The organism is Ktedonobacter racemifer DSM 44963, assembly GCF_000178855.1.
GTDB lineage: Bacteria > Chloroflexota > Ktedonobacteria > Ktedonobacterales > Ktedonobacteraceae > Ktedonobacter > Ktedonobacter racemifer.
The window spans coordinates 353,009-373,824 of record NZ_ADVG01000003.1; the positions used below are offsets into that span (position 1 = coordinate 353,009).

At 52.2% G+C, this 20,816-nt stretch carries 15 protein-coding genes; 7 read left to right on the top strand and 8 right to left on the bottom strand.

The features are described from left to right. Nucleotides 1-108: 108 nt before the first annotated feature. Nucleotides 109-1,860, top strand: coding sequence for a peptide ABC transporter substrate-binding protein (locus KRAC_RS30600; RefSeq protein ID WP_007914037.1), 1,752 nt, complete (start codon nt 109-111; stop codon nt 1,858-1,860). 192 nt (nt 1,861-2,052) lie between these two features. Here KRAC_RS30600 and KRAC_RS30605 read toward each other — a convergent pair whose 3' ends face one another. From KRAC_RS30605 to KRAC_RS30615, 3 genes are all read right to left on the bottom strand, one after another. Further along, nucleotides 2,053-4,032, bottom strand: a complete 1,980-nt coding sequence (locus KRAC_RS30605; RefSeq protein WP_007914039.1) for a S9 family peptidase — start codon at nt 4,030-4,032, stop codon at nt 2,053-2,055. An 11-nt stretch (nt 4,033-4,043) separates the two neighbouring features. Then, a complete protein-coding gene (locus KRAC_RS30610) occupies nt 4,044-5,336 on the bottom strand; it encodes an aminopeptidase P N-terminal domain-containing protein (RefSeq protein ID WP_007914041.1) in 1,293 nt (430 codons plus the stop codon). A 198-nt stretch (nt 5,337-5,534) separates the two neighbouring features. Next, entirely contained in the window at nt 5,535-7,337 is a 1,803-nt protein-coding gene (locus KRAC_RS30615; RefSeq protein ID WP_007914043.1) for a beta-L-arabinofuranosidase domain-containing protein, read from the bottom strand. A gap of 107 nt (nt 7,338-7,444) precedes the next feature. On the opposite strand from KRAC_RS30615, the gene KRAC_RS30620 reads away from it, so the two are divergent. Continuing rightward, complete coding sequence (locus tag KRAC_RS30620; protein ID WP_007914044.1) at nt 7,445-8,239, top strand: AraC family transcriptional regulator; 795 nt, start codon at nt 7,445-7,447, stop codon at nt 8,237-8,239. Between the two features lie 122 nt (nt 8,240-8,361). Here KRAC_RS30620 and KRAC_RS30625 read toward each other — a convergent pair whose 3' ends face one another. Then, a complete protein-coding gene (locus KRAC_RS30625; protein WP_007914047.1) occupies nt 8,362-9,132 on the bottom strand; it encodes a sugar phosphate isomerase/epimerase family protein in 771 nt (256 codons plus the stop codon). A gap of 318 nt (nt 9,133-9,450) precedes the next feature. Between KRAC_RS30625 and KRAC_RS30630 the strand changes: the two genes are divergently transcribed. Further along, nucleotides 9,451-10,320, top strand: coding sequence for an NAD-dependent epimerase/dehydratase family protein (locus tag KRAC_RS30630; RefSeq protein ID WP_007914050.1), 870 nt, complete (start codon nt 9,451-9,453; stop codon nt 10,318-10,320). Nucleotides 10,321-10,340: 20 nt separating this feature from the next. On the opposite strand, the gene KRAC_RS30635 is transcribed toward KRAC_RS30630, so the two are convergent. Next, nucleotides 10,341-11,540 (bottom strand): enolase C-terminal domain-like protein, encoded by a 1,200-nt coding sequence (locus KRAC_RS30635; RefSeq protein ID WP_007914052.1) that lies wholly within the window; start codon nt 11,538-11,540, stop codon nt 10,341-10,343. A 134-nt stretch (nt 11,541-11,674) separates the two neighbouring features. Continuing rightward, nucleotides 11,675-12,826 carry a GntR family transcriptional regulator gene (locus KRAC_RS30640; RefSeq protein WP_007914054.1) on the bottom strand — a complete coding sequence of 384 codons (1,152 nt, stop codon included), beginning with the start codon at nt 12,824-12,826 and terminating at the stop codon, nt 11,675-11,677. Nucleotides 12,827-13,506: 680 nt separating this feature from the next. Between KRAC_RS30640 and KRAC_RS30650 the strand changes: the two genes are divergently transcribed. The 4 genes from KRAC_RS30650 to KRAC_RS79780 all read left to right on the top strand — a co-directional run bounded on the left by KRAC_RS30650 (nt 13,507) and on the right by KRAC_RS79780 (nt 17,138). After that, a complete protein-coding gene (locus tag KRAC_RS30650) occupies nt 13,507-14,865 on the top strand; it encodes an ABC transporter substrate-binding protein (RefSeq protein ID WP_007914058.1) in 1,359 nt (452 codons plus the stop codon). A gap of 104 nt (nt 14,866-14,969) precedes the next feature. After that, the gene (locus KRAC_RS30655; protein ID WP_007914060.1) at nt 14,970-15,977 is read left to right on the top strand and encodes a carbohydrate ABC transporter permease; all 1,008 of its coding nucleotides are present in this window, start codon (nt 14,970-14,972) and stop codon (nt 15,975-15,977) included. Between the two features lie 23 nt (nt 15,978-16,000). Continuing rightward, complete coding sequence (locus tag KRAC_RS30660) at nt 16,001-16,903, top strand: carbohydrate ABC transporter permease (protein WP_007914062.1); 903 nt, start codon at nt 16,001-16,003, stop codon at nt 16,901-16,903. Between the two features lie 19 nt (nt 16,904-16,922). Beyond that, nucleotides 16,923-17,138, top strand: a complete 216-nt coding sequence (locus tag KRAC_RS79780; RefSeq protein ID WP_420795842.1) for a dihydrofolate reductase family protein — start codon at nt 16,923-16,925, stop codon at nt 17,136-17,138. Here KRAC_RS79780 and KRAC_RS30665 read toward each other — a convergent pair. After that, the gene (locus KRAC_RS30665) at nt 17,049-18,260 is read right to left on the bottom strand and encodes a sialate O-acetylesterase (RefSeq protein WP_007914064.1); all 1,212 of its coding nucleotides are present in this window, start codon (nt 18,258-18,260) and stop codon (nt 17,049-17,051) included. The two genes, KRAC_RS79780 and KRAC_RS30665, sit on opposite strands and share 90 nt — an antisense overlap. A 40-nt stretch (nt 18,261-18,300) precedes the next feature. Further along, complete coding sequence (locus KRAC_RS30670; RefSeq protein WP_007914066.1) at nt 18,301-20,730, bottom strand: glycoside hydrolase family 95 protein; 2,430 nt, start codon at nt 20,728-20,730, stop codon at nt 18,301-18,303. Between the last annotated feature and the right edge of the window lie 86 nt (nt 20,731-20,816).

Below are 20,816 nucleotides of genomic sequence, written 5' to 3' on the forward strand. Positions count from 1 at the left end.
TTTGGACATGTTTGGATTGCTTTCTCAGATTGTAAGCACAAGTACTCGCAAGGGCGACCTTACGACATGTCATTCTCTCTATAGCACAAAGAACAGGAGAATGTATTTATGCGATCTGGCACGAAATTTGTGAAGGGCATTCTTCCAACGTTTTTCTGTCTGCTCACGCTCCTGCTCGTAGGCTGTGGTAGCGCGCAGCAAGGGGCTATATCAACGACCAGGGCCGACGATAGTAAGCAAGTCTTCATCTGGCCTAGCAGTGGTAGTGATCTCAAGACGATTGACCCCGCGCTCTCGACTGATGGAGGCTCTATTGCCGCTATCGATCTGGTGTTCACTGGTCTGGTCCAGCTCGATAATAAGTTGCAAATACACGATCAACTTGCGGCCTCACACTCCGTTTCGTCTGATGGCCTCACCTGGACTTTTAAGCTGCGCCCCAACCTCAAGTTTAGCGATGGCACTCCATTGACCTCTGCCGATGTCGCGTATAGCATTGATCGCGCCCTCCAGCCCAGGGTAAAGTCTGCCGTGGCTCTGACCTATATGGGGCTGATTAAAGGCGCGCCAGAACTGGCTGCGGGCAAAGTGAAGACCATCATTGGTGATGGTATCCTCACGCCTGATCCTGATACGGTGGTAATTATTACGACCAAAAAGGCATCTTATTTCCTGGAAGAACTGACATATTCGTGCTCGTATGTGGTTGAAAAGAGCATGATTGAGAAGTATGGCGACCTGAACTTTGTAGACCATCTTAGCCAAGGTATTGGCGGGGCTGGTCCGTTTATGGTTTCCAAGTACGAGCATGGAAAGGCTATCGAGTTTGTCCCTAATCCGCACTACTATGGTCCAAAGCCGCAGTTGAAGAAGATCGCCATCCCTTTCTATAAACAGGCGGATACGATCTATAAAGCCTATCAGACTGGGCAGGTCGACCAGAGTAATGTTCCCTCTGCGAATATAGATGCCGCGAAAGCCTTGCCCGAGAGGCAATTCCATTCCATTCCCCAGTTGTGGATTACGTATTATGGGATGAACTATCTCGTTAAACCGTTTGACAACATTAAGATTCGCCAGGCGTTTGCTTTAGCTATCAACAAAGAAACGCTGGCGCATAATACGTATAAAGACAAGGTTATCGCGACAAATCATATTGTCCCACAGGGGATGCCGGGCTTCGATGCGGACCTCACGGGGCCAGCTGGTGTCAAGAGTCCCGCTGGTGATCCGAAACTTGCGAAACAGTTGCTTGAGGAGGGCATGAAGCAAGAGGGCTATACCGCCTCGACGTTCCCATCGGTGACCTTCACAGTCGCGACCAATGGTAGCTCCGATGCGCGCAATGAGTTCCAGGCCGTCCAGCAGATGTGGCAGAGTGTGCTGGGTATTTCGGTGAAACTCAATGATATTGACTACGGAAAGCTGCTAAGCGATGTTCCAGCTGCGCTGAATAACCCCAATGGTGTGCAGATGTTTGCCCTGGGCTGGGTCGCCGACTATCCTGATCCGCAGGACTGGCTGACATTGCAGTTCGATAAGGGCTCACCCAATAACATAGTTAACTACGGACAGAATCACTCCACTAACGCATCTCAGCAGCAAGAGGCACAGAAGTTAATGGAGCAGGCTGATAGCACTCAGGATGAAGCGCAGCGTATGAAGCTGTACAATCAGGCTGAGCAGCAGCTTGTTAACGATGTGGTATGGCTGCCGACTGTCCAGGTAGGTAGCGTGTTTGTGCGTAAACCGTGTGTTGTTGGTGTTGTGGATAACGCGCAGAGCATAATTCCACCCAACGATTGGGCGAGCATCTATATCTCGACGGCGACCCCATGCGCCAATACAAGTCAGTATTAAACGTTCGCTGTTAGAAAGGAAAAGCCAGTTTGGCACACCAGCACAAACTGGCTTTTCCTTTTGTATGCAACTCTTGACCGAGTGGCTCTACCAAATAGACGCATGTTGAGCATAAAAATGATGCCGACTCGCTATTTTTAGCGTCGAGTCGGCATCCATGTTTGCCTGGTTAGCGCCTTTGTTGTTGGAGCACTAAGACTGTTTGAGCAAGTGTTGTTTGAACCAGGCAAGCACACGTTGCTGGTAGTCGCGCTGGTGTTTCAATTCGCCGAAGCCATGCCCTTCACGTGGGTAGACCGCCAGCACGGCGTCAACGCCATTCTCTTGCAGTGCGCGATAGAAGCCGTAAGCCTGGCTGACGGGTACACAGAGATCCTTCTCGCCGTGAACGACCATTGTTGGTGTGGTTACGCGACGTGCGTAGGTGATTGGCGAGCGCTCGCGATAGGCCTCGGGATGAGTGAGCGGATCGATAGGATGGCCGTTTTGCCCGAGGAAGCGCATATCCCAGCCCTGTTCGTTAGACTGAGCATGATAGCTGTGGAAGTCACTGATTCCAGCTCCCATGATCGCGGCTTTGAAACGGTTGGTCTGGGTGACGGCCCAGGCGGAGAGGAAGCCGCCATAGCTCCAGCCCATAATACCGACGCGCTCTCCATCAACCAGATTGCGCTCGACGAGATAATCGACGCCACGCAGAGCATCCTGAAAATCCTTTCCACCCATATCACCCAGTACAGCGTCAGCGAAGGCGACTCCATGACCCATACTACCGCGCACATTTGGACGCAGGACGGCGAAGCCAGCCGCCGCCAGGTATTGCGAATGGTAGTCATAGTCGTCCAGCCACGCCCCTGAGGGACCACCATGGACATGTAGGATCAGGGGTGGGAGAGTGCTGCCTTCATGGTGGAGCGGCCATGTCACGAGAGCGTCAATGTGCCAGCCATCGACACTCTCATAGCGAATGCGCTCAGTCTTCGCCAGAGTCAGTGTCTCTTCCTGCTGCGGGTTCATGCGCGTGAGGCGCTTCCAGGTAAGATCCTTCACACTAGCGCCTTCATAGTGTAGTTCGCCAAACCAGACATCGTAGGGATGCTTCTCGCTGTGTGTAGCGACGACATAGCGCCTGTCTGGCGTGATTGACAGGTGGGGCCAGTGGCGGTCTCCCAGGGCGAAATCGCTGCTCAGGGGAGTCATCTTGCCAGTTGTGCTATCAAGCAAGCCTATCTGACAGGAGAGGTCTTCGAAGCCCGCGCAGATCAAGTGTCGCCCATCAGGGAGCCAGCTACACCAGGTGGGACTCCAATCAAGCTCCGGTGTGAGATTGCGTGTCTGACCATTCGTGAGCGAGATGGCATAGATGTCACCGCCGTTGCGGTCGGGATCACTCCAGTTGCCCGATACATATGCGATAGTATTGCCGTCAAGCGACCAGGCGAGGGAGCATGCCTGGCGGTTAAGCTGGCTGAGCTGGTGAACTGCTCCGCCGCTAGCCGCGACGATACCGACCTGCCCCCAGTACCAATCGGAGTATTCGGGGCCAGTGGCGAAATAGACCGCGAACTGGCTGCTATCAGGTGACCAGGCATATTGCCAGATAGAGACGCCATTGGGTGTTACAGACTCGGGAGTGCCATATGCAAGCCGCACCGTCCAGAGGCGGAGATAACGCTCCTCACCAGGGCGCAATATGATAGGATCATTGCCTGGCTTGGGACCATCATGTGAGAGGAAGGCGATACGGCTACCATCAGGCGACCAGTTGACCTCACTGATGCCGTTAGGCATGGCGCAAATGGTCCGGCTTTCTCCACCTTGTGCGGGAACAATACAGAGCAGGGCCTCGTCCTCATGCCCACTTTTAGAGATGAAGGCAAGCTGCTGGCTGTCAGGTGACCAGGAGGGAGTCGAATCATCAAGCGCACCTGTGCTTAGGGGATAGGGGTCGCCGCCTGCTGTGTCTACACACCAGACACGTCCCCGCTGCCTGGGTTGATCTGGCACCCATTCTCGAACCACAAACGCGGCGCGCTTCCCATCAGGCGCAATAACCGCGCTGATGACATTACGTATACTAAAGAGTGTGTCCAGGACCACAGGCACGTGTGGATGAGTTGCGCGAAAGGGAACCGACTCCTGTTGGGAGACTGTAGAATGTAACTCGCTCATAGGAAACCCCTCTATTTGTTTGCGATGATGGCTTCAATTTCTGCGAACGTCTTGGGTGCGTCGCTGGTGAGGTTCTCGTAGCCCTGCTCGGTAACAAGGATATCATCCTCGATGCGAATGCCGATGTTCCAGAACTCGGGGTTCACGTCTTTGGCGCCTTCGGGGATATAGATCCCTGGCTCAATGGTAAAGACCATGCCAGGTTCGAGCTTTGGATCTTCGTCCCATTGTCCCAGGCGCTTGTATGGACCGAGATCATGAACATCAAGACCCATCCAGTGGCTCGTGAAGTAGCCATAGAAGGGCTGATAGGCTTTATCCGCGATAAGCTGCTTCACATCGCCTTTGAGAATACCATGCTCCACCATCCCCGTTGTCAGGACCTCAACAGTCTGGTCATGGATATCGGTAAGCGTAATACCTGGCTTGACCATCGCCGTCGCGGTCTCAAGTGCATTGAGTACCAGTTCGTAAAGCGTGCGTTGGGCAGGTGTGAAGCGTCCGTTGATGGGAAAGGTGCGAGTGATATCGGAGCTATAGTATTGATATTCGCAGGCCGAGTCAATAAGAACCAGTTCACCACCTTGCATCTGACGATTGTTCTTATCGTAATGCATAATGGTCGCGTTGGCACCGGAGCCCACAATAGGCGCGTAGCCGTGGCGAGGCGAACCGTGCTGTTGGTAGACATATGACAGAATTGCCTGGACCTCGTACTCGTACATCCCCGGTTTGAGGGCTTTGAGTACCTCGCTATACGCTTTGGCGCTAATGCGAGAGGCTTCACGAATCAGCTCGATTTCCTCCGGCGATTTGCGTACGCGCATTTCGCTCAGAATAAATAGAGGATCGGCGATCTGACGTGGGATGAAGACTCGGCGGTGGCGCGCGAGCAGTTCTAGCAATTGATCATCGAAGGATTGGGCCTTGCCGCTGCTATAGTAGAGGGTTTGACAGCCTTTGAGATATTCAGGTAGTTTCTCCGCGAACTGCTCAAGTGGGTAGGCAATATCAGCGCCATACCGGCTCATCGCGCCCTCTGGACCGGCGCGCCGTCCCGTCCAGGATTCAGCGAAGGGGTCGCGTGGCGCGACAAAGAGGATAAAGTGATGCTCTGGATGCTCCGGGGCCAGGACACAGATCGCTTCTGGTTCCTCGAAGCCCGTCAAATAGTAGAAGTTGTTGTCCTGGCGATAGGTAAATTCCAGGGAATCGCCACTGCGCCGAAATTGTGGGCAGCTACGGAGGATTGCCACGCCCCCGCCCATGCGATCCATAAATGCCTTTCGTCGTGCTTCAAACATGCGATAGAATCCCTCCATTCCTTGTGGTAGCAAACCAGGTCATTATGCCATTCCTTTTTTGTAGAATGAGTACTACATTATATGATGCACAGCCAGGCGGAAGCTTGTACAATTGAGTTATGGTTTATGCTGATTTATGCATAATGGAGCAGCCCCTAAACGGGGGTGGTGCAGAAGGAAGATCCTTCTGCATCTCCTTTAAGGCTGTTCAGCAATAGGGAAGTAGACAGTATAACGCTCGTCGCGAATGTCGCACAGGGGGAGGAAGCGTGTGGTGTGCGGCTGGTTGCGCGTCTCATAGCTGTCAGGCTGCCAGGCGGCATACTGGCGTTCATGACAAGGAGCCAGGAGCGTTTCGGGATGATTTTTACTTCCATAGAGCATAGGCGCGTCATCGCATAGTCCGGCTAAAACTATGGGTCCATCCATAAAGGCCATCATGTCAGATGCGCCTGGCAGGGGGACGATTTGCAAGGCTTTCGGAAGCAGGATGGTAAGCTTATCGTTATGCCAGGTTCGGCGAATGTGATAGTAGCTGGATGGAGTGTGAGGAACCCGTTGGCGCTCGCCATTGATCGTGATCATTGGTTCGTCCGCGAGCCACCAGGGCAAGCGCAGCGTAAGTGTATACTCTGTGGGCTGCTCGCAGTTGACGCTGAGCGTATACTCTGGATGTGATGTCTGGCGCGGCTGCTCACGTGGAGCCTTCAGCGCGTAGACGTTGTGGGCCTTGCTCTCCAGAGTAACGATAACTTCGGACCCATCGTGATGCCACTGCAAGCGGGAAGGGATGTACTGGCTGACGACCAGCCCTTCATCATTCGTGAAATAGATGTCGCGCGTATGGCTTGCCTGTGCCTGCACAAGGGTTCCGTGACAGCACCAGAAATCATTCGTCGGAGTTCCCCATACTTTGGTTCCTCCCGTCTCCAGAGGCAGGTAGTACGCGACCATGCCTGTCTGCGCGTTTTGCTGCGCGAGGATACCATTATAGAAATTGCGCTCGTAGTAGTCCGCATAGACGACATCGCCGGTCCAGCGGAAGAGATAGTTCGCCAAGCGCATCAAGTTATAGACGGTGCAGTGTTCCTGGTTTTCGGGTCCGAGTTGTCCGCCAAGTTGATGCGGTGGACACCACACCTCGTCGCTTGTCTGACCGCCAGTGCAGAAATAGCCGCGATCCGTAACTGCGAGGCGCCAGTATGCTTCAACAATGTCGCGCCAGCGTTGTTCGCCAGTTACCTCCCAGGCGCGCGCTGCGCCATGCACTTCGGGGATAGTGGTATTCGCGTGCATATATGTCAGCACATCTTCCCCGGCAAGCAGGCGATCAAAGAGGCGGCTGCGATCGTAGCGCCGTATGAGATCCAGGTGTTCCTGTCTGTTGGTGACACCGTAGAGGTTTGCCCATACTTCAAGCATACCGCCGGTTTCGACGTCGAGAATATCGTCCATCTGCTCACGTGAGAACTGCCCTGTCCAGCGATGAAACCAGTCTGCCCAGTGGATGAGGATGTCAAGTGCTTGCTCATTCTGACCAATTTCGTACATATCGTACAGGCCCATCAAGGTCTTGTGCAGAGTATAATGAGGTGCCCAGACACGCTTGCCACGCGCAATCCAGTCGAGATACTTTTCTGGAATAGAGCCGATCCACTCGCCTTCCATTTCTTGCTGACAGCGCGCCAACTCAGCCACGATAAAGTCAGCCTTACCTTTGATCTCGGTATCGCCCGTCGATGCGACCAGGCGTGCCGCAGCCGAGAGCCAGTGTCCGAGGAAATGCCCGCGCAATTGGCAGGTTGGCGATTCCCATCCCCTGTGGCAATCTGTTGGCTGCTGGGGTGGGTTCCAGAGCCCGGCTTCACCATAATGGTTCTGCAACAGATTAGTACTCTTGAGGCTGAGCATATAGGCGCGATTAAGCTCTGCCCTTTTCTTGAGTGGTCCCGGCTGAAGCGTGACTGCGTTCCAGGGGAGCGAATGGTGAGTTTCAAACATTGAAGGACCTCCTCTATGCTTCCTTGTATGGTATATACATGATAGGATAAAGGGCGTAGGCATGAGGCACAATGTAGATTCTCAACGCAAAGGTGGAAAATTTCAACATGTCCGGCTCGATCTATCGACTTGATGGGCAACCAGAAGTTCTGAGTATGGGTTTTGTGCAGGACGAAACACTGCACTCTGACCGTGTGCTGGATTTCTGGGTGCTTGGTATGTTAACGAGGGGTGCGACGAGTTTACAGGTGGGTCAGGACCAAATAAACGTATGCGCGAATAGCTATTATCTTCTGCCGCCATATGTGCGACATTATGGGATACAGAGCGGGACAAGCTTCGATGTAATCTATTTCCACTTCATGACGAGAGGGGGAGGTTACGAGTCTCAAATGTTGAGCTTGCCTGTCTTGGGACGCATACCACCCGATATCTCATATCTTAACCTGTATCGCTTTCTCAAGCGCGCTGTGGACTTTGCCGTGTTGTCCCCCGCGCAGATAAACGTGCAGGTTGCCGCGATCCTCGCACAATTGAGCGCCATGCAGGATTACACGGGGAGTGAACAAGATAGGCCGAAGCGACTGGCCTATCGTGTCATGGATTACCTCAGAGAGCATATCGAGCAGGATGTTAACAGTGAATTGATCGCGGAGGAGTTAGGATATAGTTATGGACACCTGGATCGTGTCTTCCGGCAGCACTTTGGCAGGAGCATTCATCAGAAGCTACAGCACCTGCGCATCGACATCGCAGCGGAATTACTGGTGATGGGTAAACCAATCAAGGAAGTAGGAGCACAAGTCGGTTTTCATGATTATCACTATTTCTTGAAAGTCTTTAAAAAGATCCGAGGCGTCTCACCAGGCGAACTGCAACGCCGCCCGGCTGCCAGATGGTAAGCTCTGGAGCGTGATTCCTTCTCTCTAGAAATCAAGGTATTACGGGCAGACGCGCTCTGGATCCGGGCAGGCCAACGCTTCGAGGCAGCGCCTGCCCGAATCCGGAGCGAGTTCAATAGACCTCACGCTAATGATAGAGCCAATTTGCGTAAGTTTTCCAGGCTGATCTGTAAACTATCCATAGGATTGCCCGAACATACATCTTGCTCAACGGCGTACCATTCCACGCCGGATAGCTCGCCCCAGCGAAGTATCGCATTGAAATCGATGCTCCCTGTGCCCACTTCAGCAAACGTCTCTCTTTCATCTGCTGTCATATCTTTTAGATGGATGATCGGCATTCTGTTGGCATATGGCTTGATAAATGAAACGGGGTCTTTCCCACCTTTTTTGACCCAGTAGACATCAATTTCTGCCAGAACCGCGTTTGTGTTGGATGGTTCCAAGAGATATTCCAGAGCCGATTTCCCATTGATAAGCGTCTTAAACTCGAAGTTGTGGTTATGATAACTTATACGGACGTTTTGATCTGCAACTTTCCGGGCAACCTCGTTGAGACGCTGTCGAACCAATGTGTACCCTTCGGCATTCTGATATTCTTGCGGTAAATAGGGGCAAATGACGTCGCGGGTATGAAATATACGAGCTTCTTCGAGAACCTGCTCCAAATCATCCGTGAGTCTTTGTAGCGGAATGTGCATTCCGGCTGTTCCTAATCCGGTTTCATCTAATACGCTGGCAATCTCCTTCGGGTCATATCCATGCAACCCGGAAATCTGCACACCCGCCCATCCCATCTTTTTTAGTTCCCTCAGAACATTGGGGAAATCTGTTTTTAATTCTTCACGCACAGTATATAGTTGTGCAGCAAACTTAGATTCAATAGGTTTCATTAGTAAAGATTCCTTTCTTTCGGCCTTTCTAAATCTACTCAAATGCGCTTATACACAGATGAAGGTGGAAAGCCCTCACTCGTTAGAGATCACTCGATTCAGATGCTTGTAGCGCTCTACATGCTGTTTGGTGACCATTGTCTCTGTGGCTGAAGGAGGCGTAGCAGTTACCTCTGCCATCGCGACTGATAGCCACCTCTCGAAAGCCTTAAAGCTATAACTCTTATCTCCTCAAATATATAAAAATCTGCCTAAAGCATTTACATTACCATAAAGAATGTTGTAATGTAAAATTAAGAAATTCACAAAGGAGCAATTATGCGCGTTGTAGTTACAGGTGCAAATGGTCGCCTTGGTCGAATAGTTGTCACTCACCTCCTGAAACAAGGTTTCGCGGTAGTTGGAGTGGACCAGCAAGGGACGCGTTTTTCTGATGCGCCCATGATTACGGTTGATTTGTGCGATCTCGGCCAGGTTTTTGGAGCGTTGGCGCGCGCTGATGCGGTTGTCCATCTCGGCGCTATTCCCGCTCCCACCGGCCGACCGCCTGAAATTGTCTATCGCAATAACATTATGGGCCAGTTCAACGTTTTCGAGGCCGCTGCTCAACTGGGGATTGAGCGCGTGGTCAGCGCCTCCAGTGTTTCGGCTTTGGGCTTCCCCTACCAGCATCGCTGGTCTGAGCCTCTCTATCTCCCCATTGATGAGCAGCATCCCCTCATACCCCAAGATGCTTACGGCCTCTCTAAAGCGAACGGAGAAGACATTGCCGCCGCCTATTGTCGCCGTACTGGTGGCAGCGCGGCCAGCCTGCGGATCTCTACCGTTGTGCATAATGAGGCTGACATTTCCCGTATTCTCGCTCATGTAAGGCGCGATCCCGGGGCTTCCGCACACCTGTTGTGGTCGTATGTCGACGTTCGCGATGTCGCGCAGGCCTGCCAGCTCGCGCTTACAGCGTCGTTTAAGGGACATTATCCTTTCTACATTACCTCCAACGATACGACGTCAGAGCTTCCTACAGATGAGCTTTTGGATCGCTGGTTCCCCACCGTCTCGCGTCGCCCTGGCAATCGGCCTCCGCGCTGGTCCTTGCTCGACGGAGCGTGTGCCGCCGAGATGCTAGGCTACAATCCACAGTATCAGTGGACAGAGAAGCTAGCCGCATCTGATGCCGTAGATTCATAATCGTACAAAAAAGCACGGCCCTACGGTCGCGCCGCGGTGCCATCTGGTGTGCGCGCCAGAGTCCACTGTGGTGGCCCATCTGAACAGGGATAACGCGCGGCCAGTTGCTCATCGATAGCAATACCCAGTCCTGGCCGCTCGTTGGGATACATGTAGCCGTTTCGCACTTCCGGGCACCCTGGAAAGACCTCGCGCACAGTTTCACTGAAGCCACTCCACTCCTGTACGCCGAAGTTATGGCAGCTTAGATCCAGGTGCAGGTTCGCCGCGTGCCCAACCGGTGAAGTATCGCCTGGTCCATGCCACGCAGTACGCACAGCAAAGGCTTCGCACAGGGTTGCCAATTTCCTGGCCGGTGTCAGTCCACCAACCTGGCTTATATGCACGCGGATGAAATCGATCAGGCGCCGGGTAATCAATGGCATCCACTCATGCTGGTTGTTAAACAATTCGCCCATCGCGATGGGCGTGGCGCACTGTTGCCGCAGCATCTCAAGCCAGCTGCTCTGCTCCGGTGGCAGGGGATCTTCAAGAAAGAACAATTCGTATGGCTCTAGCCTCTTCGCCAGGTGTATGGCCTCAATGGGCGCCAGGCGTTCGTGAACATCGTGCAACAATTCTGCCTGGAAGCCAATGTGTTCGCGTATATACTCAAAGAGCCGCGGTATACTGCGCGCATAAGCGGCCGGGTCATAGTATGCCCCTGGCTGTGCCTGCTCTGGTGATTGGTTGAGCGAAGTCTTACCTCCATAGCCCCCCATCTGACAGCGTATGTAGTGATACCCCTGCTCCATCAATGCCTGGACGCGCTCTAGCACTTGCGCCTCGTTTTTCCCATCTGCATGCCGGTAGACCGCCGCGGCTTCGCGGCACTTTCCTCCTAGCAGTTGGTAGATGGGCATACCAGCGAGCTTCCCCTTGATGTCCCACAGGGCAATATCTACGCCTGAAATGGCGTTGTTGAGCACTGGTCCATTGCGCCAGTAGGAATTGACCCACATCGTTTGCCACAGGTCTTCAATGCTGTGGACATCCTTTCCCAGCAAAAATGGCTTTAGATACTCCTCCACGGCGCTTCGCACAGCCAGGGGACGCTGCGTAAAGGTCGCGCAGCCCAGGCCATAGAGTTCCGGCTCAGTGGTCTCGACCTTGACGATCACCAGCCGATTTGCGCCGTCTGGCATCGTTAAAATAGTTCGAACATCCCTGATGGCTACCATCTTTAATCCTTTCCTCGTTTGTGATTATTCAGGATACCTCGACGCCGGAGGCGTCTCGCTTGTTTTCAGAGTTGGGCAACGCTCCCCTTCAATTGGGGACGTTAGTCGCTTCGTTCAAAAACTTGCACATCGGATTAAGTCGTAGATGTAGACTTTTTGACGTGCAGGCGGGCTCCACACGAAGAGCGCACGATCAAACGGGTAGGAAGTTCGATATGTTTTGAGGGTCCAGTCTGGCCCTCAATGCGATTGATCAAAAGTTTTCCGGCGTATAACCCGATATCGGTCAATGGCTGATTAACCGTCGTCAGGGGGGGATGGACGCGGGGGGCAAAGTCCAGATCATCAAAGCCCACAAGGGCCAGATCATCAGGTACACGCAGGCCACAAATTTGCGCAGCAGTCAACACATCCAATGCCGTAAGATCATTGACGGCGAAAATGGCGGTCGGTCGGTCGGGGCGCCGGAGTAAAGCTGCATAGAGATCAATGATTTCGGTTTTCGGCACCTGCTTGTTCGGTACAACAAGGCTTTCGTCATATGAGATGCCATACTCCTGAAGAGCTCTGCGATAACCTTCCCAGCGATCGCGCACCGAAGTGGTCTGGATTGTTTCGATAGGGGAGTGGCAGAAGCCAATGCGATGATGCCCCAGGATGAGCAAATGTTCGGTCGCGCGAAACCCCCCACCGACGTTATCTGATCCAACATAATCAGTCTCCAGCGCAGGGTAATAACGATCGATGAGAACCAGCGGGAAATGCTCCTCTTGCAGCCGCCAGATAGTCTCTTCGTAGAGCGTATCGCAGATAGGGAAGACAATTAAGCCTTTAACATGATCTGCACGCAAACGCTTGATGTCGCGCGCGAGCTGGATCTGATTCTCTTCGGCATAGGTAAAACTCGCATGATAGCCGCCCATTTTGACAGCCTGTTCTACCGCGATAAGAATATCCATATTCAGTTGGGAACCAGCGGGTCTATTTAAGACAATCCCAATCCGTTTGTCCAGGGCAGATATATTTTCTACTGGAGGGAGAGCAGAAGGGCGACGTACAAAGGTACCGCGTCCTGGTACGCGCTCGAGCAATCCCTCCTCGACGAGCTGACCAAGCGCGTGCCGAATGGTATCGCGGCTGATCTGATGTTCTGCAGCCAGTTCCAACTCAGTAGGGAGACGTGTTCCTTCCGGAAGGCGTCCATCGAGAATACGCTCACGGAAATAGGTGAGCAACTGGCGGTGCAGGGCCGTTGCATTTTCGTGTTTATTCAGCTTCAGCGTCACGTGAACCATCCTTAAAGAGCCACCAGGCATAGTATTGTAGGGTATTGCATAATTCTGCGATTGCCGGAGCAGCCATATACAAGCATACAAAGTCTTGGAGAGAGCATAGCATATTCCATGCAAATATGCCAGTCATCTACGGTAAAATGGCGGCGCTTTTTTGAAGATTTGAGCTGTAGCAAGCGGTTTCATTAAAGGCATAAGCGCAAATCCCGTGTTTTTAGATACACGTGTTTGAATGATTTCTCGGTGTCTTTCGCACGTATTTGTCTGGTTTTGTTGGTGCAAATTTGTAGCCAACAAATATTGACAAAACCAAATTTATTGGACATACTTTAGTTATATCAGCAATGTTGCTCGACATGCGTATAGCTGCCGGTACCAAAGGAGGTCTATCACCTGCTTGTTTCCATCATACACTTCTTTCATTCCTCATCTACTCTCTGAGCATCCAGGGAGATACACATTAAGGCAGGGACGACTTGATGGGCTCAATTCAAGACATCCTGCCATGATGATGCTCTTCACAAAATTTGTTTTGATGGGGATACCTATTTACAAATCACTCCTGATCTTTAGATTTGTATTTTCTATTGTCATGCAGAAAAAACAAGGGGGAATGCTGTTATTAGATGGCTCAACCCGCTTGGACGGCATGCTTTACCCCAAAGGAGGTCACTATGTCCAGGAGGACACGGTTACTCAGTATGTGTCTCTTATTATTTAGCGTGTTGCTGGCGGCCTGTGGAGGAAGCGCTGCCTCAGACTCTTCCGCACAGCTAACCATGTGGACATGGAAAGTCGCGCATATCCCCGGTTTGCAGGCAATCGCGGACGACTTTAAGAGCAAAACCGGTATTAGCGTCAAGGTGTCAGCATATAATCCTGATGATGCCTATCGCACTAAACTTACGACGGCGGGGCAATCGGGACAACTGCCAGATATTGTCTCGTACTGGGCTGGAAGCCAATGGGATCTGGCAGCCAGCGGACTGTTGGAGGACCTGACAGGCAAAGTGGACAGTTCATGGCAGAAGAATTTTATGCCAGGTACGTATACCAAAACTTCTGTACTCACGCAAAGCGTCTTCGAGAGCTGTCAGAAGGACCCCAAATGTACGTACAAGAACCTCAAGGTTGGGCAGAGCTTTAGCGTACCCTACATGGCGGGGCAGTCATTCTTTGTGTACGCGAACAAAACGCTACTGCAGCAGGCAGGACTAGACCCCAACACCCTCCCCAAGACAGCGGAAGAGTGGTTGGATATGATGAAGACCGTCAAATCCAAGACGGGGACAGCGGGACTGGTCACGGGCGTCAAGAATACCGGTGTACTTGAAAACTGGCTCTTCCGCCCGCTCCTGATGACCAGCTGCGGCGTCGACACCTATGATGCCATTTATAACGGGAAGGACAGCTTCACAAACCCATGTTCGATGCGTGTCCTGAACTGGATGAATCAGGTCTCCACCAACAAGCTCTGGATACCCGATATCCTCAACACCGATATCGATCCGGGAGACACTGCGTTCTCACAGGGGAAAGCTGCCTTTGATATCGGGGGCACCTATACCCTCAGCTTCCTGCTGCAGCAGGGGATGAAGGCATCGGATATTATCCCCTTCCCCGTTCCGGCTCTGCAGGGGTCGGTGTACAGTCAATTGAAGATCGGCGCGATCTCCTTGATTGATGCTGGCATTGCCAAAAATTCAACGCATCAGCAAGAAGCGTTGCAGTTTCTCAAGTTTATGACATCGTCCGACGAGATGGCAAAATTCGCCAAGATCGTCGGAGACTTGCCAGCAGTCAAGATTTCTGATGATCCCGCGGCGGTCGGCCCGGTGTTGCCCGGTCTCTTGAAAGGATTGAGCCCGGACTCGCCATTTAACCAGAGCCAGGCTCAGCCAAAGTCGGACATGCAGAGCGTCCTTGACGTCGGGTTACAAAAGTTTATCACTGGTGAAACCACCCCATCGGCGCTAGCACAGAAGACCGATACTGCTAATAAAGCAGCGTGGAAGGCAGCGGGAGGATCGTAATCGTCCGTTACACACTGGCATAGGTCCAGCGATAGGTATGACCGAGAGCGCTGCTTGCTCTCGGTCATGCATAAATCATTCAGAAACAGGAGAAGGACATCATTATGCTTCAAACCCACAGCAGTCCCGACACCAAGCCTGATTTACGTGCGTGGGATACAACAGGCGTGCCACGAAGCAGGCGTATCATACGCGCATTGAGAAAACAAAGTAACATTCTATTTATCGTACCAGCATTGATTGTATTCCTTATCTTTGGTTTATACACCGTTATTTATTCTATTGCACTTAGTTTCTTTCGCTGGAATGGCTTTGGAGGTTTTTCTCTTCTGCCGCCTGCATGTGACTACCCAATGTGTCAATTTGTGGGCCTGGATAATTTCCGTGAATTTCTGTATCAAAATCCGACAATGTCTGCGTTATTCTGGCAATCGATTGGAAATAACGTGATCATGGCGGTAGTGGTAACAGCGGGTACTATAATTATCGCGCTCCCGCTGGCAATTGCGCTCAACCGTGTTATCCGGGGCCAGTCGCTGCTACGCACCATCATTCTGCTGCCGATGGTAACGGCGGGCATTGCGATCTTTTATGTCTGGAGTTTTATCTATCAATCAGATGGGTTACTGAACACCGTCCTTAAAACGTTTGGGCTGGGGTCGTTGCAGGCAGCAGGAGGATGGTTGGGGGATCCATCGCGGGCATTGCCAGCTTTAATGCTTGTCATGATCTGGTCAGGCGTACCGATCGCGATGTTATTCTTCCTGACAGGTTTACAGACAATCGATAGCACGTATTTTGAAGCGGCGCGCATTGATGGAGCGAATGCGCTACAGGTATTATGGAATATCACCTGGCCGCTTTTGCGCCCCATCACGGTGATAATTGTTATCCTCAGTATTAACGGGACGCTTCAGAATTATGAGCAGGTGTATCTGATGACCAATGGGGGGCCAGCCGGGCATACAGCGGTGGTTGGATTACAAATCTTTAACTACGGCTTTGGCGATCAGCGGCAGTTGGGTGTTGCCAGTGCCATGTCATGGATTCTCTTTCTCGTCGTTTTTATCATCTCTCTTGCTAATCTGCGTATTTTCCGTGCAAAAGATTAATATTCTCAAGAGGAGGTTTTTCGATGAAAAACGCTGCATTGTCAGGCTCAGAGCGGCCTACTGAGTCCTCCACACTCGGAAAATTCAAACGGGCCCTGCCCTCAGCGCTTGCCTATGTACTGCTACTCGGATACGCACTAATTAGCGTCTATCCTTTTCTATGGATGGTTTCATCAAGCATTAAATCGAATCGTGAGGTGCTCACCAGCCAATCGCTGATCCCCACTGATGTACGTTTTGATATCCTGATCAAGGTCTGGAACGAGTTAAACTTCTGGAAATATTTCACCAACAGTGCGGTGATAACGCTGATGGTTATTTTCGGGGTGGTTGTGATTTACTCGCTGGCGGGATATGGTTTTTCCAAAACCACCTTCTGGGGGCGCGAGCTTTTTTTTCTTGGTTTTCTGGCGTTGCTACTGGTGCCGGGAGTAAGTGTGCTGATTCCACTCGTGAAAATTCTGGTGGCGTTGGGACTGACAGGACGCGATGCCACGCAGTTCTCTACATATATAGGGCTAACGATGCCAATGATCAACGGAGCAGGTCCGCTCACTATACTCCTCTTCCGTAGCTATTTTGCACGTCTGCCCCAAGAACTGCACGATGCGGCACTCATTGATGGCTGCAGCGAGTTCGGCATCTACTGGCGCATCTTCCTTCCGCTTTCGCTGCCAGTCATTGCGACAATAGGCATTCTCAATTTTGTCTCCACCTGGAACTCCTATATCTTGCCCTCGATCGTCATCAACAATGATGACTGGTATACCCTGCCACTGAAGTTAAAGGACCTGGATCTGCAAACGGTCATACAATGGAACGTGCGTATGGCAGGATCGCTGATTACGACCATTCCAATCATCGTGGTCTTCCTATTTCTGCAGCGGTACTATATTCGTGGTATTACGGGCGCAGTGAAAGGATAGTATCTGTTTTAGCACTCCCATTTACAGAGATCGTGGCGATTCATCCCCGGTCATTGATGGGAGTGCTCGTTTAATCCACTCTTTCACCAGGCTTGGCTTAATTGATGAATATCGCATTCGCGTTCATCCTGTGGTTCGCGGAGTGTCACAACGGGAGTGGGCCAAAAGCTGGAAGAGCGGCATCCGCAGCATCGGTGAGGTTACAGTAGGGATTCAAGCCCCAACCATACCATAAAAACGTATCAGGTGGGAGAGGATGGTCGATAAGATGTAAAACAGCGGCATTCTCGTCCAAGGACACCTTATGCACAAGGGGTAATTCTCTCTCGTTACGATCACGCAAAGAAAAACCTGATGGACGACCACTCGAATGGAGGCCGCCACGAACATAGCGATATGCGACACGGATACGAGATTGTTCAGCCTCAAACGTCGCTCCTATCAATTGAGGTGATGGCAGGCCATCAGCCACATCCGCCAGGCGGCGCCCAAGCCGTTTCAGTCCCTGAGTACCTATATGGATCGAATCATCCAACTCAAGGTCAATCGCCGAAACCATCGCGGTGTGGGACAGGAGGAGAGGCCATGTGCGCTGCGCTTCCCGGATGCCATTCCAATTTTTGGCATCCGCGTCATATGACACAGTACAGCCGATCTGCACGTAGTAAAACGGCAGATCAGGCTGTTGAAGATCACGGCGTAGAGCCTTCAACAAAGCATGCATACGGCGATGATAGCGCTCTATATTTTCTAAGGAGGACGTCTCGCTCTCGCCCTGGTACCAGAGCACGCCAGCCACTTTGCCACCAACGCCCTCAATTCGCTTGAGCAATGCACCATAGAGCGATGCGTCCCCCTGCTCGCGTAACTCCGGGTCCCACTGTTCCAGAGAAGTTCCACCATGAGCGGCAGGGATCAGTCCAATCGGCACCCCTGTCCGGATATAGCGCTCCTTCGCGAAGGCTAAGCCCAGGCCCGCTCCTGTTGTGCGCATGGGATCATGCGAAGGCAAGGGATGAGGCACAGCGTCAGCGCCCATCAGCTTATGATGAATAATGCGTGGCGACTCGTTCGGCCAGTGGAGCGGTTCTTCGGCCATCGCCCATTCCTCGCGTGATTGTAACGAATGCACAAATGGCGAAGGTGTTTCAACATCAGTTAAATTTCCAACCCCTTCCATATTACTCTGTCCCGCGAGCACCCACAGATCCCCTACCAGGATATTCTGCACATTTCCTACAGTGTAAGGACCTCCAACGGGTAATACAATCACCTGTCCATCTTCTTGATCTACACGCGCTTTATTATCGATATCACGTTGGAAGACCTGGTAGCTCTGAATTTTTGCATTTGTCATACTGTCACCATAGCCTCATCAATATGCTCAAGTACGCACTTTAGCGAAAGCTCAATGCATAGTTCTTTCCATGTTGCATCACAAGGACGACGCGACCACGCTCACTGGTCCATGGAACCTGTTGACCACTCTGATCTTTTATCGATACTGGCTGTTGACCTTGATGAAGGCGTAGCAGGAAGCGTCCATCTTGTTCTGCGCGCAAGACAACGGATGTGGCATGTCCATTGTTCCACTCCACATCGACTTCAAGACCACCACGAGCACGCAAGCCGCGTACGTATCCCTCGTTCCATGTATGCGGAAGGGCAGGCAAAATAGCAAGCTCGTCAGCATGGCTCTGCACCAGCATCTCAGCGATAGCAGCGGTCGCTCCGAAGTTGCCGTCAATCTGGAAGATAAGAGGGGATTGCAAATCAATCAAATCGAAGAGATTTGCAGCAGTCGAATATTTGAGCAACTGGATCATATGCTCATGGGCCAAATCGCCTTCACCCAACCGCGCCCAGAGCGCGCTTACCCAGGCTTGACTCCAACCAGTGCCCCCCCCTCCATGTTCGAGTCTGCGCTCTAGTGACTTACGTGCTGCCTGCAATAGCTCTGGCGTCTTTTCCAATGTAATTTGCTCACCAGGATAGAGACCATACAGGTGTGACATATGACGATGACCAGGCTCGTGCTCTGCAAAGTCCTCGTTCCACTCTTGCAATTGCCCATAGCTGCCAATCCCTGGCTGCGGCAAACGAGCAAGTGCTTGCGCCAGTTCATGCGCAAATCCCTGGTCAATGTCCAATACCTGGCTTGCTGCAATGCAGTGTGTAAACAGCTCGTGAGTGATGGCGATATCCATGGTTGAACCAGCACTGACACCGGACAGTTCCCCACTCTCAGTGATAAAGAGGTTTTCCGGGGCAGTCGAAGGGCAGGTTGTCAGGTGCCCTTGCTTGTCTTCCACCAGGAAATCGAGCAGAAATTGGGCGGCTTTCTTCATTATCGGGTAGGCGCGTTGGGAGAGAAACGAGCGATCACCCGAAAAGGCATAATGTTCCCAGAGATGCTGACAAAGCCACGCTCCTCCCATGTTCCAGTTTGCCCACTGCGGGCCGCCGCTCCCATTGCCAACAGGGGCGGTATTTCGCCACAGGTCCATGTTGTGGTGGGCGACCCAGCCACGGCAACCGTAATAGACCTGCGCGGTTCGCTCCCCACTTACGCTGGCCTCTTCCAAGAGATCAAACAGGGGGGAATGACATTCCGCCAGATTGCAGGTTTCAGCAAGCCAGTAATTCATCTGGGTGTTAATATTGATGGTGTAGTTACTACTCCAGGCAGGTCGTACGTGATCATTCCAGATTCCCTGCAAATTCGCGGACTGCGTTCCCGGACGTGAACTGGCAATGAGCAGATAGCGACCGTACTGAAAATACAGGGCCAGCAGCGCATCATCGCTGGCCCCCTTTTGTACCGCTGCTAAACGCTCGTCAGTGGGCAGTTCTTGCCCATCACTGGTACCAAGATCAAGAGTAACGCGCTGGAACAACTGTTGATAATCGTTGATGTGCGCTGCACGCAGTACTTCGTATCCTTTGCTCATTCCCGCGGCAAGTCTGGTTGTACACTGCTGCTCCAGTACATGAGCAGAGAGGTCTGGACGAGAGGCGAACCCACGGTAACTGGTAGCCGCGGAAAGGAAGAAGGTCACAGCATGCGCGTTTTCCACCCGCAGTGCACCATCTACGTCCGCAGAGATCCGCCCTCCCTCAACCATGGCCTGGAGCTGTGTCTCAAAGCGCATACCATGGCCGTCTTCGCCGTGGTCATAAATAACAGGATCACTTGTAGAAAGATAGTCTGGATCAACGTGCCTGGGGCAGCGGCCCGTCATCCTGATCTTATTCGAGCCAGCAGGCGCGCAGGTAAACGGATGTAAGCTCTCTAAGTGGGCTGTCAAGGAAAGAGCGTGAGGAGTATCGCTGGTCAGGCGTATCACCAGCAGATCATCCGCAGCCGAAGAGAACACCTCTCGCGAGAAGAGGATATCACCTGCTTTATACTGTACCGTCGCCAACGCAGTGTTCAGATCCAATGCACGCTGATATGCCTGGACCTCGCCCCGTTGCTCAAACTTCAGGCGCACATATCCGAGCGGCTGATACGATTCGTTATAAGGACCTTGCATACGGTGCGCAAGCTCCTGAGCTGCCACGTAGTCACGCTCTTCCAGGATCAAGCGCCTGAGTTCAGGCAGGTGGGTAACGGCGTCAGGGTTGTCCGTATCATATGGCTCGCCTGACCAGAGCGTATCCTCGTTGAGTTGTAACACCTCCTCGCTGATTCCACCATGAACCATCGCTCCCAGGTGCCCATTACCCACCGGGAGTGCCTCTAACCATTGTGTGGCTGGTTGGCGATACCATAATTTTAGCGGAGGTTTGTCTTGTAGAACACGTGCTGTCCGTGCCTGGTACATGCGTATCGGCTCCTTTCAACAAGAGATATGTTGTCTTTGTTTATTTTGTCTATCAGGCAAGCTTCTTGCAGGAACTGGAGTGCAGC

Bases quoted from the DNA above. Each gene is read 5' to 3' on its own strand.
- KRAC_RS30630 (WP_007914050.1), top strand. From the start codon at position 9,451: ATGCGCGTTGTAGTTACAGGTGCAAATGGTCGCCTTGGTCGAATAGTT.
- KRAC_RS30605 (WP_007914039.1), bottom strand. From the start codon at position 4,032: ATGAGCGAGTTACATTCTACAGTCTCCCAACAGGAGTCGGTTCCCTTT.
- KRAC_RS30635 (WP_007914052.1), bottom strand. From the start codon at position 11,540: ATGGTAGCCATCAGGGATGTTCGAACTATTTTAACGATGCCAGACGGC.
- KRAC_RS30600 (WP_007914037.1), top strand. From the start codon at position 109: ATGCGATCTGGCACGAAATTTGTGAAGGGCATTCTTCCAACGTTTTTC.
- KRAC_RS30625 (WP_007914047.1), bottom strand. From the start codon at position 9,132: ATGAAACCTATTGAATCTAAGTTTGCTGCACAACTATATACTGTGCGT.
- KRAC_RS30655 (WP_007914060.1), top strand. From the start codon at position 14,970: ATGCTTCAAACCCACAGCAGTCCCGACACCAAGCCTGATTTACGTGCG.
- KRAC_RS30665 (WP_007914064.1), bottom strand. From the start codon at position 18,260: ATGACAAATGCAAAAATTCAGAGCTACCAGGTCTTCCAACGTGATATC.
- KRAC_RS30650 (WP_007914058.1), top strand. From the start codon at position 13,507: ATGTCCAGGAGGACACGGTTACTCAGTATGTGTCTCTTATTATTTAGC.
- KRAC_RS30620 (WP_007914044.1), top strand. From the start codon at position 7,445: ATGTCCGGCTCGATCTATCGACTTGATGGGCAACCAGAAGTTCTGAGT.
- KRAC_RS30615 (WP_007914043.1), bottom strand. From the start codon at position 7,337: ATGTTTGAAACTCACCATTCGCTCCCCTGGAACGCAGTCACGCTTCAG.
- KRAC_RS30670 (WP_007914066.1), bottom strand. From the start codon at position 20,730: ATGTACCAGGCACGGACAGCACGTGTTCTACAAGACAAACCTCCGCTA.
- KRAC_RS30610 (WP_007914041.1), bottom strand. From the start codon at position 5,336: ATGTTTGAAGCACGACGAAAGGCATTTATGGATCGCATGGGCGGGGGC.
- KRAC_RS30660 (WP_007914062.1), top strand. From the start codon at position 16,001: ATGAAAAACGCTGCATTGTCAGGCTCAGAGCGGCCTACTGAGTCCTCC.